This is a genomic window from Bacteroides sp. A1C1, assembly GCF_004328515.1.
In the GTDB taxonomy this organism is placed as follows: Bacteria; Bacteroidota; Bacteroidia; order Bacteroidales; family Bacteroidaceae; genus Bacteroides; species Bacteroides uniformis.
Window position 1 is genome coordinate 2,012,029 of sequence record NZ_CP036491.1, and the last position, 14,710, is coordinate 2,026,738.

Here is a 14,710-nt window from a genome sequence, read left to right on the forward strand (position 1 = left end):
GAAATCATGATTTCCCTTTATCCCGCAAGTCATCCTTGGGTATGGTCGTCTCACTGCCGTCACGCGTAGCTATGTAGTGAGGAGACATGATTTCGATGCCTGCTTCGTTGAAAACATCCTGGATATTCTGATGCAAATCAGAGTAAATCTGGCTAAGGCTGTTGGCATCCCTGATATAGGCATTCACTTGATAAACCGGATAATAATCCTGAAGGGAAGTTTCCAATATAAACGGGCGGGGATCATCTATCACTCCAGGGGTATTCAATGCAGCCTCTATCAACAGCTGGTGTGTCTTCCGCCACGGAACATCGTAGCCAATACTGACCTCCGAATGGATAATCAATCCATACTCACGGGCAGACTGGCTGTAATTGACCGTATGGGAAGACATGATGAAAGAGTTCGGAATGGTCACCACCTCATTCTTCGGGGTACGGATGCGGGTGACAAGCGGCGTTTTCTCAATGATGTTGCCCGTAGTGTCGTTCAGCTTGATGCGGTCACCCAGCTTGAAAGGTCGCATGTAGGTTATGACCAGCCCTGCAATGATATTGCCGATAACTGTACTGGAGCCGAGCGAAACAATCAAGCCGACAAACACAGAGATTCCCTGGAAGACTCCCGACTTGGAACCCGGCAAATAAGGGTAAATCATGGCAATCATAAACGCATAAAGCAAGAAGCGCACAATGTGATAGGTAGGAATGGCCCAATCCGGATAGAAGCCGTTTATCTTCAGCCGTTCAGCCTGCACCTCATTGGCAAGATAGCGCACCAGTCTGACTAAATACTTCACCGCATAGCATATCACAAAGATAGTGAACAGATTGGGTATATAGTCGGTTATTCCATTCAGAATGACCTTTATAGGATTCCAGATGTAGGAGAATAATGTATAAGCCAAACTCTTGGTCTGAGGGAAAATGGAGAATAACAGTGGAACTGTCAGCAACAACTGCAACAGCATGACCACATAACGCACCAGATTGGCAGCAAACACCAGCAGGTTGACCTGCTTCTGCGTATCCAACAATTCATAATCCTGAATGGAGATCGGTTTCAGTTTGGTATCCTTCAGTTTCTGGATGCGTAGTTTGAGCTTTCTGAACAGCCAGTTGGTAAACTTGAACAAGAAGAACTGTCCCACAAGCACCAGGATAAAGTACAAGATACGCTTACCCAACTGCCACAAGCTATGCTCCTTCTGCATGGCTTTCAGTTTGTCCACCACGACATGCCTCTTGCTGGCGGCCAACTGGTCGCGGGTACAGTTTTCCCACAAAGCATCCTGATCGGTAAAGGAAATGATGACCTTTTCGCCATACATCAAGTCTGTAACAATATCCGTACTCTCTAAATAAACAGAGTCTGGACGCAGATTGAAACGCGTACCCAATGCTTCGATGACGTTGCTTACATCTTTGGCTCGCTGTTGGGGCGTATGCCCTCCACGCTTGGCATACAGATAGAACAAAGTGTCCTTCTCCACCACCACCGGAATACCCGGTGTCACCGTCCGCAACGAATCAATGCGTTGTTTCTGCAATGCCAGCTTCACCGAATCGGCCGCATAGCCCGCCAACTTCATCTGCTCCATTTCCATCCGCAGGTTCGCCTCATTCAGCCGGGCTGTTTCCAACTCCTGCCGGACAAGCGACAACTGAATCGAATCGGAGTCAGTCCTTGCCACTGTAACACTCCCCACACTATCCTCACCTAAAACACTGAGCACTTTATCTACCAACTGAGCTGACACTCCGTCCGCCAGCATCAACAGCCAACAAAGACAGAAAGCACGGATAACCTTCATATATAAACTTCTTGATTTGATTCTTTAATTATGCAAACATACCCAATAAATGCTCCAAACATACAGAATGTTTTTAACTTCCTATCCTAATCAACATAACTTTTTCATGCAAACATGAAAATTCTATATCCGGTTTGCATTATCTTTGTACTCAAAATTGACATACTTATGGATATATTGTTTCTTGTCGGAGGACTGCTCCTCATTCTTTTGGGTGCCAATGGCTTGACAGATGGTGCCGCATCCGTTGCCAAACGTTTCCATATACCGTCCATCGTCATCGGGCTCACCATTGTTGCCTTCGGTACTTCCGCACCGGAACTCACCGTCAGCATATCCTCTGCTCTCAAAGGCAGTGCAGACATTGCCATAGGCAATGTGGTGGGAAGCAATACGTTCAATACTCTGATGATTGTGGGTTGTACAGCCCTTTTTGCCCCGATAGCCATCACCCGCAATACGCTGAAGCGCGAAATCCCTCTTTGTATCCTTTCGTCCATCGCATTGCTGATTTGTGCCAACGACGTCTTTCTGAACAGCAGTGGGGAGAACATACTCAGCATCACCGACGGTCTGTTGCTGCTATGCTTCTTTGCCATTTTCCTGAGCTATACTTTTGCCATCGCAAAAAGGGATGGAAGTATGAAGGAACCCCTGCAGGAAGAAGACGAAATCAGACTGTTACCCGCGTGGAAGTCTACCCTATACATTCTCGGCGGACTTGCCGGCCTCATCATCGGAGGTAATTTCTTTGTAGACGGCGCCAGCGGCATAGCCCGCGGATTGGGTGTCAGCGAATCCATCATCGGCCTTACGCTCGTAGCAGGCGGCACATCACTGCCCGAACTTGCCACCTCCATCGTAGCCGCCTTGAAGAAAAACCCCGAAATAGCCATCGGAAACGTCATCGGAAGCAATCTCTTCAATATATTCTTTGTGCTGGGTTGTTCGGCCTCCATCACTCCACTGCGTCTGACGGGCATCACCAATTTCGATTTGTGGGTACTTGTTGGGGCCAGCCTCCTGCTTTGGCTGTTCGGTATCTTTTTCGGGAAACGCATCATCACCCGGCTGGAAGGAAGTATTCTGATTCTCTGCTACATTGCCTACACAGTTGTACTGATATACAACCTCTAACAGCAAATTTACAGACATCCTACGCGGTATTTTAAAGATTATCATGTATCTTTAAATAAGGTATGCTGCACCTCGGCATAAAAAATAAGCAAGCTTATTTTGTTCTACTCTCAGTTTGCATTACCTTTGCCACCTCAATATTGAACAACTATGGCAATTACAATCAAGAAAGTAACCACAAGACGGGAGCTGGAGCGTTTTATCCGTTTCAACTACCTGCTATACAAAAACAACCCTTATTCCGTCCCCGACCTTTTCGATGACATGCTCAACACCTTCAACAAGAAGAAAAACGCTGCATTCGAATTTTGCGAAGCCGACTATTTCCTGGCTTATCGGGAAGGTAAAATCGTAGGACGTGTAGCTGCCATCATCAACCACAAGGCAAACCAAACCTGGAACAAAAAAGAAGTCCGCTTCGGCTGGATAGACTTCATCGACGATGCGGAAGTCTCCGATGCCCTGATTCGCACCGTGGAAGAATGGGGAAAAGAACGGGGAATGACACATATACAAGGCCCGCTGGGATTCACAGACTTCGATGCCGAAGGTATGCTTATCGAAGGATTCGACCAGCTCAGCACCATGGCCACCATTTATAATTATCCCTACTATCCGCAACATATGGAGCGCATGGGATTTGAGAAGGATGCCGATTGGGTGGAGTACAAAATCTACATTCCGGATGCCATACCCGACAAGCACAAGCGCATCTCCGACCTCATCCAGCGCAAGTATAACCTCAAGATAAAGAAATACACATCGGCCAAGAAGATTGCCCAAGACTACGGTCAGGCCATCTTCGAACTGATGAACGAAGCCTATCAGCCCCTCTACGGTTATTCTGCACTGAGCCAACGGCAGATTGACCAATACGTCAAGATGTACCTGCCCATCCTCGACCTTCGCATGGTGACACTGATTACCGATGCCGATGACCAGCTGCTTGCCGTAGGCATTTCTATGCCATCCCTCGCCGAAGCGTTGCAAAAAGCCCACGGGCGCCTGCTTCCTATGGGTTGGTATCACCTGGCCAAGACCATCTTCTTGAAGAAATATCCCAAAATGCTCGACTTGCTGCTGGTTGCCGTAAAACCGGAATATCAGAACAAGGGCGTCAATGCACTGCTGTTCTCCGACCTTATCCCCGTCTATCAGCAACTTGGTTTCGAGTATGCCGAAAGTAATCCGGAGCTGGAATTGAACGGCAAAGTACAAGCGCAATGGGAGTACTTCAAGACGGAACAGCACAAACGGAGAAGATGCTTTGTGAAGGGAATAAAATAAATTCTAAATCCAGAATATAAGCTTGTCAGAAGTCCATAAAAGACATTATTTTTTTGCGAACCCCCGAATTTCTCATTACCTTTGTCGCAATGCGCAATATGAAGGAATAACGTACTTATGGAAGATAACAACAATATGACCCTGCCGCTGGAAGAAGCAGACAACAATATCACAGAGAGCCCCGTTTCCAGCGTAGAATATACCGACGACAACATCCGCCACCTGGACGACATGGAGCATATCCGTGTCCGTTCCGGTATGTACATAGGCCGTCTGGGCGACGGCTCACAGAACGACGACGGTATCTATGTGTTGCTGAAAGAAGTGATGGACAACAGCATCGACGAGTTCAAGATGGGTGCCGGAAAGCGTATAGAAGTGACTATAGAAGACGGCCTGCGCGTCAGCGTGCGCGACTATGGACGAGGCATCCCGCAAGGCAAACTGGTAGAGGCAGTCAGCAAACTGAATACCGGGGGTAAATATGACTCGAAGGCTTTCAAGAAAAGTGTCGGACTGAATGGCGTGGGCATCAAGGCGGTCAATGCGCTGAGTAGCCGTTTCGAGGTACGCAGCTACCGCGACGACAAAGTACGTACCGTCATCTTCGAGAAAGGAACGCTGTTGAGTGATGTGACCGAAGACTCGACAGAAGAAAACGGAACTTATATCTTCTTTGAACCGGACAACACGCTCTTCTACAACTATTCCTTCCAGAACCAGTTCGTAGAAACCCTGCTGCGCAACTACACCTACCTGAATACGGGCCTCACCTTCATTTACAACGGACAGCGCATCGTCTCCCGCCACGGGCTGGAGGACTTGCTGAAAGACAACATGACCAGCGAAGGCCTTTACGACATCATCCACTTGAAAGGAGAGGACATCGAGATTGCCTTCACACATACCAATCAATACGGTGAAGAGTACTACTCCTTTGTCAACGGGCAGCACACCACCCAAGGCGGTACACACCAGACTGCCTTAAAGGAACACATTGCCCGTACCATCAAGGAATTCTACAACAAGAACCAGGAGTATGCCGACATACGCAACGGACTGGTAGCCGCCATCGCCATCGACGTGGAAGAACCCATGTTCGAAAGCCAGACCAAAACGAAACTGGGCAGCAACAACATGTGGCCTGCCGCGCCGCAGGAGCACAAGCCCGCCGGCCCCACAGTAAACAAATACGTAGGAGACTTCATCAAGACGGAAGTGGACAATTACCTCCACAAGAACCCGCTTGTGGCCGAAGTGATGCTGCAAAAGATACAGGACTCCGAGAAAGAGCGCAAAGCCATTGCCGGCGTCAACAAGCTGGTACGCGAGCGCGCCAAGAAAGCCAACCTGCACAACCGCAAGCTGCGCGACTGCCGTTACCACTTGAGTGACGGTAAAGGCAAGGATCAGGAAACCGATTCCTGTATCTTCATTACCGAGGGAGACTCTGCCAGCGGCTCCATCACCAAGAGCCGTGACGTGAATACCCAAGCAGTATTCAGCCTGCGTGGTAAACCGCTAAATACCTACGGACTCACCAAGAAAGTAGTTTATGAAAACGAAGAATTCAACCTGCTCCAAGCAGCCTTGAATATAGAAGACGGCATAGAAACACTGCGCTACAACAAAGTCATCGTAGCCACCGATGCCGATGTGGACGGCATGCATATCCGCCTGCTGATTATCACCTTCTTCCTGCAGTTCTTCCCCGACCTGATAAAGAAGGGACATGTATACATCCTGCAAACTCCGCTCTTCCGCGTGCGCAACAAGAAGAAGACAAGCTATTGCTACACTGAGGAGGAACGTGTGAAAGCCATTGAAGAACTGGGTCCCAACCCCGAAATCACCCGATTCAAAGGTCTGGGAGAAATCTCGCCAGACGAGTTCAAGCATTTCATCGGCAAGGACATGCGTCTGGAGCAAGTGTCGCTGCGCAAGACAGACCTCGTAAAGGAACTGCTGGAATTCTACATGGGTAAGAATACCATGGAACGGCAAAACTTTATTATCAACAACTTGGTTATAGAAGAAGACTTGGCATCATGAGAAGAGCTATCTTTCCGGGAACATTCGACCCATTTACTATCGGACACTCCTCGGTAGTGAGCCGTGCACTAACTTTCATCGACGAAATCGTTATAGGAATCGGCATCAATGAAAACAAGAACACGTATTTCCCCCTGGAAAAGCGCGAACAGATGATACGGGACTACTACCGGAACGAGCCGCGCATCATTGTGCAGTCATACGATTGCCTGACCATCGACTTTGCCCGGCAGGTAGATGTCAGCCTAATTATACGCGGCATACGCACCGTCAAGGATTTCGAATATGAGGAAACCATTGCCGACATCAACCGCAAACTGACCGGCATAGAAACCATCCTGCTCTTCACCGAGCCGGAACTTACCTGCGTCAGCTCCACCACTGTGCGCGAACTGCTGCAATACGGCAAGGACATCAGCATGTTCATACCGGAAGGAATGGAGATTAGGGATTAAGGATTAGGAATTAAAATGGAGATGATGAAGAAACTATTTACTATTATAATATGTATATGCGCGATGACGGCGCAAGCGCAAAAGCCGAATAATGAAGCCCTGCGCAAACTACAGATGGCAGAGTTTGCCATCACCAACCTCTATGTGGACAAGGTGGATGAAGACAAGCTGGTGGAAGAAGCCATCATCAAGATGCTGGCACAACTCGACCCGCACTCCACCTACAACAATGCCGAAGAAGTAAAGAAAATGAACGAGCCGTTACAAGGCAATTTCGAGGGCATCGGTGTACAATTTCAGATGATAGAAGATACCCTGCTTGTGATACAACCCGTCAGCAACGGTCCTTCCGAGAAAGTGGGTATCCTTGCCGGTGACCGTATCGTAGCCGTCAACGACAGTGCCATTGCCGGAGTAAAAATGAGCACGGAAGATATTATGAGCCGCCTGCGCGGACCGAAAGACTCGGAAGTGAAACTGACCATCGTACGCCGTGGCGTGGAAGACCAGCTGTACTTCAACGTAAAACGTGACAAAATTCCCATCCTCAGTCTGGATGCCTCTTACATGATACAACCCAAAATTGGCTATATACGCATCAACCGCTTTGGAGCAACCACTGCTGAAGAATTTGCAGAAGCCCTGAAAAGCCTGCAGAAAAAGGGGATGAAAGACCTAATCCTCGACCTGCAAGGAAACGGAGGAGGGTATCTGAATGCCGCCATCGACCTTGCCAACGAGTTTCTCAAGCAAAAAGAACTCATTGTCTACACCGAAGGAAGGGCTTCGCGCCGCAGTGATTTCTTTGCCAAAGGTACGGGCAACTTCAAGAACGGACGCCTCATCGTATTGGTGGACGAGTACTCCGCTTCTGCCAGCGAAATCGTGACCGGGGCCATTCAGGACTGGGACAGAGGTGTGATAGTAGGGCGCCGCACATTCGGTAAGGGACTGGTACAGCGTCCTATCGACCTGCCGGACGGTTCCATGATTCGTCTGACCATAGCCCGTTACTATACCCCTTCGGGGCGTTGCATCCAGAAGCCTTACGACAGTACCGCCAACCTCGATGGTCGTCTGAGTGGAGAAAACAGTCAGGATAAATATAATCAGGAACTGATAGACCGCTTCAATCATGGAGAAATGATTCATGCGGACAGTATCCATTTTGCCGACTCCCTGAAAGTGCAGACCAAACGTATGGGGCGTACCGTTTACGGAGGTGGAGGTATCATGCCCGACTTTTTCGTCCCCATCGACACTACCCAGTACACAGACTATCACCGCAATCTCGTAGCCAAAGGCGTGGTTATCAAAGCCACTACCGGCTACATCGAGAAACACCGGAAGGAGCTGCAGAACAAATACAAGAAATTTGAAGCCTTCAACGAGAAATTCGAGATAGACGATAACTTCCTTGCCGAAATACGTGCGCTTGCCGACAAGGAGAAAATCAAGTTTGACGAGAAACAGTACCACCAATCCCTACCGCTCATCAAGACACAACTCAAAGCCTTGATTGCCCGTGACCTATGGGACATGAACGAATACTTCCAGGTGATGAACAACACGAACCAGAGCGTACAGCAAGCTCTAAAAGTGTTGAATGACGACATTTACAGTGCCATTATCCAATAGCCGGCTTGAAACAGACATTAGGCGCGGATTATGCGGAATACGTAAACTAAATCCGCGTAATCCGCGCCTAAAATTATTCTCCAAACAGCCATTTATTCAGCCACTTGTTGACATAGATATTGACCACAGCACATCCTGCACCGATTGCAGCCCCCGCCAATACATCCGACGGATAATGCACTCCCTCGTTCATACGGGAAACTCCCACGGAACAAGCCCACAAGGCAGACGGAGCTATCACATACCATTTAGGATACTTCACACTGAGCGAGGTGGCAAGGGCAAAAGCCGTTGCCGTATGCCCGGAAGGAAAAGACGGGCTGCCTTCATGACTATACGCATGTACTCTGTCGGGATATTTATCATAAGGACGTTCACGACCCACCAGATACTTCATTCCATAAGTCACAACAAAAGCCCCCGCCACACTTGTACCTACGTAGACCGCATCTTTCAGCAAACCCTTATCATGTTTTATCCAAGCGGCAACGGCCATCGCCACCGGAACACCGACAGCAATATAGGGCTCCGAACGTGAAATTATCTTATTATAGTTACGGACAAACTTGCCATCCCAACTGTTAACCCGGTGCAAAGTGTTGATATCCCAATTCTGTGCCGAAAGACCGGATACAACAAGGCAGATAAAATATACAAAAAAAACAGCCTTTTTCATAAGTCCTTTATACTAGTTTGACGCAAAGATAGGACAAATAGATAGAGTTTTCACAAAAAAATTCTATCTTTGTTGCCACATTTATAATAATTTGCTAATCATTTCATGAGACTGGAAACTTACTGCAACCGACAGATTGATTGTGTGGTATGTCCTCAAAAATCAGAAGAAGTATTGGTTTACCGCCACTATCCCAAGGGACAACATTTCTCTGCTGAAAAGTGCACACAGAACTGCATGATATTTATGCTGAAAGGCGAATTACTTGTAAACAGTAACGAATATCCGGGCACCACTCTCCAAAGTCGCCAGCTCATCCTGCAAGCCATCGGCTCCAAAGTAGAGCTCTTGGCTCTAACCGAAGTGGAATATATTGTCTATTGGTTCACCGAGCTCCCCCTAATTTGCGAAGAGCGTTACAAAGAGATACTGAAACGCTCGGAAGCCCCTCTGATTTACACCCCGCTTACAGCAATTCCCATGCTCGAAGGACTTCTGAAAAGCCTTGCCTGCTACCTCAACGAGCAGCCTTATGCGTGCAGCAAATACATTGAAATGAAATGCCAGGAACTGACATACATATTAACATGCTACTATCCACTACACCAAATCAGTACATTTTTCTACCCCATCAGTACTTATACGGAAAGCTTCCAGTATTTCGTCATGCAGAACTACGACAAAGTGAAGAATGTGGAGGAGTTTGCCCACCTCGGCGGATATACCACCACCACATTCCGCCGTATGTTTAAAAACATGTATGGGGTCCCGGTATATGAGTGGATTCTGGACAAGAAACGCGAAGGAATTCTGAACGACCTGCAATATACCAAACAACGCATTTCAGTCATCAGCGCCCGCTATGGCTTTGATTCCCTATCCCACTTTGCCCACTTCTGCAAAGACTCTTTCGGAGACACACCCCGCGCCCTGAGAAAACGTTTGGCAAACGGAGAAAAGATTTCCATTATCTGCAAAGAGCAAGGCAAAGACCAGGAGGACGAGTAAACCTTTTACTTGTCCGCAAACTTCGCATCCTGCCGGATTACGGAATTATTTCTTTAATCGCTTGCTTTATCGCTGGATTTCTCCTATTTTTGCGAAACATTTACAGAAGTATCCTGATAGAACAAATTTTCAAACTATTAAATAACTTAAATTCAATCATTTATGTGGTTAAGTAATTCATCTGTAGGAAGGAAAGTGGTGATGAGCGTTACCGGTATCGCCCTTGTCCTGTTTCTGACATTTCACATGGCGATGAACCTGGTTGCATTAGTCTCGGCTAATGGCTACAACATGGTTTGTGAGTTCTTGGGAGCAAACTGGTACGCATTGGTGGCTACGGTAGGTCTGGCTGCCTTATTCATCATCCACATCATCTACGCTTTCTGGTTGACTATGCAGAACCGTAAGGCACGTGGTAGCGAACGCTATGCCGTTACGGAAAAGCCCAAGACTGTGGAATGGGCTTCTCAAAACATGCTCGTATTGGGTATCATCGTAATCGTAGGTTTGGGCCTGCACCTCGTAAACTTTTGGGCTAAAATGCAGCTTCCCGAGTTGATGCACAACATGGGCATGCATGCCGACACCCTCACGCTGGCATATGCAGCCAACGGTGTCTATCACATTCAGAACACCTTCAGCAATCCGGTATTCGTAGTGCTTTACCTTGTTTGGCTGGGCGCATTGTGGTTCCACCTCACTCACGGTTTCTGGAGCTCCATGCAGTCTTTGGGCTGGAACAACAAAGTATGGATTAACCGTTGGAAATGTATCTCCAACATCTATTCTACTATCGTTGTCCTCTGCTTCGCTCTGGTAGTTGTCGTATTCTTTGCAAAATCATTGTGCGGCGCTTGCTAAATTCAAATTGTAAATGACTAAATTGTAAATTGCATTATGACTAAGATAGATTCTAAAATACCGGAAGGACCGGTGGCTGAGAAATGGACCAATTATAAGGCTCACCAAAAATTAGTAAACCCTGCCAACAAACGTCGTCTGGACATCATCGTAGTAGGAACCGGACTTGCCGGTGCCAGTGCTGCCGCCTCTCTGGGCGAAATGGGTTTCAGAGTATTCAACTTCTGTATCCAGGACTCTCCGCGCCGTGCACACTCCATCGCTGCACAAGGTGGTATCAATGCTGCTAAGAATTACCAAAACGACGGTGACTCTGTGTACCGTCTGTTCTACGATACAGTAAAAGGTGGCGACTACCGTGCCCGCGAAGCCAACGTTTACCGTCTGGCTGAAGTATCCAACAATATTATCGACCAATGCGTTGCACAAGGTGTTCCTTTCGCCCGCGAATACGGCGGTACACTGGACAACCGTTCTTTCGGTGGTGCCCAAGTATCACGTACTTTCTACGCTAAAGGTCAGACCGGACAGCAGCTGTTGCTGGGTGCATACTCTGCATTGAGCCGCCAGGTGAACGTAGGTACCGTAAAACTGTACACCCGCTACGAAATGGAAGATGTTGTCCTCATTGACGGACGTGCCCGCGGTATCATTGCAAAGAACCTCGTTACCGGTAAATTGGAACGTTTTGCCGCCCACGCTGTGGTAATCGCTACCGGTGGTTACGGCAATACCTACTTCCTTTCTACCAATGCAATGGCATGTAACTGCTCTGCTGCAATGGCTTGCTACCGTAAAGGTGCCTGGTTTGCCAACCCTGCTTACGTACAGATTCACCCCACTTGTATTCCGGTTCACGGTGACAAGCAGTCCAAACTGACTTTGATGTCCGAATCTCTGCGTAACGATGGGCGTATCTGGGTTCCGAAGAAGCTGGAAGATGCCAAGAAACTGCAGGAAGGTACACTGCAAGGAAAAGATATTCCCGAGGAAGACCGCGACTACTACCTGGAACGCCGTTATCCGGCATTCGGTAACCTCGTTCCGCGTGACGTTGCCAGCCGCGCTGCCAAAGAACGCTGCGACAAGGGCTTCGGCGTGAACAACACCGGTCTTGCCGTATTCCTTGACTTCTCCGAAGCTATCAACCGCCTGGGTAAAGATGTCGTTGCACAACGTTACGGCAACCTCTTCGATATGTATGAAGAAATCACTGATGTCAGCCCATACGAAAACCCGATGATGATTTATCCGGCTATCCACTATACCATGGGTGGTATCTGGGTTGACTACGAACTGATGACCTCCATCAAGGGACTGTTCGCCATCGGTGAATGTAACTTCTCCGACCACGGTGCAAACCGCCTCGGTGCTTCCGCCCTGATGCAAGGTCTGGCCGATGGTTACTTCGTATTGCCTTACACTATCCAGAACTATCTGGCCGACCAGATTACAGTTCCCCGTTTCTCTACCGACCTGCCCGAATTTGCAGCTGCAGAAAAGGCCGTTCAGGAGAAGATTGACTGGATGATGAACATCAAGGGTAAGAAGTCTGTAGACTCTATCCACAAGGAACTGGGCCACATTATGTGGGAATATGTAGGTATGGGACGTACGGCCGAAGGCTTGAAGGAAGGTCTGAAGAAGCTGAAAGAAGTCCGCAAGGAGTTCGAGAAAGAACTGTTCATCCCGGGCGACAAGGAAGGTATGAATGTAGAACTCGACAAGGCTATCCGTCTGTACGACTTCATCACTATGGGCGAGCTGGTTGCTTACGATGCACTGAACCGTAACGAAAGCTGCGGTGGTCACTTCCGTGAAGAATATCAGACTGAAGAAGGCGAAGCCAAACGTGACGATGAAAACTACTTCTACGTGGCTTGCTGGGAATATCAGGGTTCTGACGAAAAGGAACCGGTATTGCTGAAAGAGCCGCTGGTTTACGAAGCAATCAAGGTACAGACTCGTAACTACAAGAGCTAATCGGGAAGTTGAACATTTAAAGAATTAAAGAAAATGGATAAAAATATATCATTTACGCTCAAGGTATGGCGCCAGAAGGGTCCGAAAGCAAAAGGCGCTTTTGAAACATACCAAATGAAAGATATCCCGGGCGATACCTCATTCCTCGAAATGCTGGATATCCTGAACGAACAGCTGATTTCTGAAGGTAAAGAACCGGTTGTATTCGACCACGACTGCCGCGAAGGTATCTGCGGTATGTGTTCGCTCTACATCAACGGACACCCCCACGGTCCTGCAACCGGCGCTACGACTTGCCAGATTTATATGCGTCGTTTCAACGACGGCGATACCATCACTGTTGAACCGTGGCGCTCTGCCGGTTTCCCGGTTATCAAGGACTTGATGGTCGACCGTACGGCCTACGACAAGATTATGCAGGCAGGCGGCTACGTCAGCGTACGTACCGGTGCTCCCCAGGATGCCAACGCTATCCTGATTCCGAAGCCCATCGCTGACGAGGCTATGGATGCTGCCAGCTGTATCGGTTGTGGTGCTTGTGTGGCTGCTTGTAAGAACGGTTCTGCTATGCTGTTCGTTTCTGCCAAAGTGAGCCAGCTGAACCTGTTGCCCCAAGGCAAACCGGAAGCATTGCGCCGTGCCAAGGCTATGTTGAGCAAGATGGACGAACTCGGTTTCGGTAACTGTACCAATACCCGTGCGTGCGAAGCAGAATGCCCGAAGAATGTTTCCATCAGCAACATTGCTCGTTTGAACCGCGACTTTATCATTGCGAAACTGAAAGACTAATCCGGTCTTTCTGCAAATAATATAGGATGCGCTTCGGATAAACCTTTTGAGCAAGCTCAGATTTATCACTCAGCTTTCACTATATTTGATTAATATCACAAGAGACTCCTCTGCCGGGAAACCGCCGGAGGAGTTTTTTTATGACATGCCGCTTACTTCAGATAAATTGCCGGCACGCAAGCTACGGGGAGAAGCCCCGAAATTCTTTTTGCAGAAATTGGAAAAATGAGGCAGCGATTCAAAGCCATATTTATAGCAAATCTCTGATATGGAAGCATCCGTATAACGAAGTTCATAAACCACACTTTCCTTCCTCCGTTCCATCATCCACTCGTACACCGGTTGATGAAAAACAGAATTGAATATACGCCGGAAAGTAGCCACTGTATATCCTCCCAGCTGGGCAAATTCCTCTACTGTCTTGACTTTGGCATGATTCTGCAAGACAAAGTAATGGAAGGAATTAGTATACTGGGCAAGAGGATGTATCAGCATGGAAAGCTCATAGTCGGAGTAATAATTTCCAAGAATGAAAGCAAGTTCTTTCCGTTTGAAACAAAGCATTTCCCGGCAAATTTTCTCCTCGGACAAATAGGCCTTGGAACTTTCCAGAAAGAGCTGCAATTCGGGAGTAATGGTCAAAGGACAGAATATCAATGGAGGGGTAATCTCTTTCATGATATGGTTATACCGGTCCTCACAGAAGAATTCAGGCTTACTGAACCGGTAACAAACACATTCCACATCCGTCATGGCAAGTATTTCGTACTTTGAACCAATGGCTTGAAGGATGAACTCACCTGCATGCAACACAGTTCCCGCATACTCCTTACTGTTAACAAGCACTTCTCCTTGCAGCAGAAAAATTACAATATTTTCCTCACACTTCCGTGCCGGCAGATGGAATCCTCTGGGGTGAGAAGCATATATTATTGCATTGTCCACAGCCTTGGGACATTGAGCGCATTGTTTTTTACCTCCGCAAGCAGAAGAGTTGGGCATCGGCAAGTA

At 48.0% G+C, this 14,710-nt stretch carries 12 protein-coding genes; 9 read left to right on the forward strand and 3 right to left on the reverse strand.

The window, feature by feature from the left end:
* Positions 1–4: 4 nt before the first annotated feature.
* A complete protein-coding gene (locus EYA81_RS08240; RefSeq protein ID WP_131225616.1) occupies positions 5–1,813 on the reverse strand; it encodes a mechanosensitive ion channel family protein in 1,809 nt (602 codons plus the stop codon).
* A gap of 168 nt (positions 1,814–1,981) precedes the next feature.
* Here EYA81_RS08240 and EYA81_RS08245 point away from each other — a divergent pair, with 168 nt between their 5' ends.
* The 5 genes from EYA81_RS08245 to EYA81_RS08265 all read left to right on the forward strand — a co-directional run bounded on the left by EYA81_RS08245 (position 1,982) and on the right by EYA81_RS08265 (position 8,382).
* Positions 1,982–2,950 (forward strand): calcium/sodium antiporter, encoded by a 969-nt coding sequence (locus EYA81_RS08245; protein ID WP_174646595.1) that lies wholly within the window; start codon positions 1,982–1,984, stop codon positions 2,948–2,950.
* A gap of 150 nt (positions 2,951–3,100) precedes the next feature.
* Positions 3,101–4,237: an N-acetyltransferase gene (locus EYA81_RS08250; protein ID WP_131225618.1), complete on the forward strand. Its 1,137-nt coding sequence runs from the start codon at positions 3,101–3,103 to the stop codon at positions 4,235–4,237.
* Between the two features lie 117 nt (positions 4,238–4,354).
* The gene (locus EYA81_RS08255) at positions 4,355–6,289 is read left to right on the forward strand and encodes a DNA topoisomerase IV subunit B (RefSeq protein WP_370293406.1); all 1,935 of its coding nucleotides are present in this window, start codon (positions 4,355–4,357) and stop codon (positions 6,287–6,289) included.
* The gene (coaD, locus tag EYA81_RS08260) at positions 6,286–6,744 is read left to right on the forward strand and encodes a pantetheine-phosphate adenylyltransferase (protein ID WP_131225619.1); all 459 of its coding nucleotides are present in this window, start codon (positions 6,286–6,288) and stop codon (positions 6,742–6,744) included. The genes EYA81_RS08255 and coaD overlap by 4 nt, the downstream gene beginning before the upstream one ends.
* Before the next feature lie 24 nt (positions 6,745–6,768).
* Positions 6,769–8,382, forward strand: coding sequence for a S41 family peptidase (locus EYA81_RS08265; RefSeq protein WP_165491406.1), 1,614 nt, complete (start codon positions 6,769–6,771; stop codon positions 8,380–8,382).
* 73 nt (positions 8,383–8,455) lie between these two features.
* Here the strand turns inward: EYA81_RS08265 and EYA81_RS08270 are convergent, their stop codons facing one another.
* Positions 8,456–9,058 (reverse strand): phosphatase PAP2 family protein, encoded by a 603-nt coding sequence (locus EYA81_RS08270; RefSeq protein WP_117601081.1) that lies wholly within the window; start codon positions 9,056–9,058, stop codon positions 8,456–8,458.
* A gap of 105 nt (positions 9,059–9,163) precedes the next feature.
* On the opposite strand from EYA81_RS08270, the gene EYA81_RS08275 reads away from it, so the two are divergent.
* The 4 genes from EYA81_RS08275 (at position 9,164) to EYA81_RS08290 (ending at position 13,699) form a co-directional block, all read left to right on the forward strand.
* The gene (locus EYA81_RS08275; RefSeq protein ID WP_131225621.1) at positions 9,164–10,066 is read left to right on the forward strand and encodes an AraC family transcriptional regulator; all 903 of its coding nucleotides are present in this window, start codon (positions 9,164–9,166) and stop codon (positions 10,064–10,066) included.
* Between the two features lie 162 nt (positions 10,067–10,228).
* A complete protein-coding gene (locus EYA81_RS08280) occupies positions 10,229–10,927 on the forward strand; it encodes a succinate dehydrogenase/fumarate reductase cytochrome b subunit (protein ID WP_005830923.1) in 699 nt (232 codons plus the stop codon).
* 36 nt (positions 10,928–10,963) lie between these two features.
* A complete protein-coding gene (locus EYA81_RS08285; protein ID WP_117601079.1) occupies positions 10,964–12,910 on the forward strand; it encodes a fumarate reductase/succinate dehydrogenase flavoprotein subunit in 1,947 nt (648 codons plus the stop codon).
* 33 nt (positions 12,911–12,943) lie between these two features.
* On the forward strand, positions 12,944–13,699 hold the full coding sequence (locus tag EYA81_RS08290; RefSeq protein WP_005830925.1) for a succinate dehydrogenase/fumarate reductase iron-sulfur subunit: 756 nt from the start codon (positions 12,944–12,946) through the stop codon (positions 13,697–13,699).
* A 138-nt stretch (positions 13,700–13,837) separates the two neighbouring features.
* On the opposite strand, the gene EYA81_RS08295 is transcribed toward EYA81_RS08290, so the two are convergent.
* On the reverse strand, positions 13,838–14,701 hold the full coding sequence (locus EYA81_RS08295; protein ID WP_117601097.1) for an AraC family transcriptional regulator: 864 nt from the start codon (positions 14,699–14,701) through the stop codon (positions 13,838–13,840).
* Positions 14,702–14,710 lie beyond the last annotated feature (9 nt).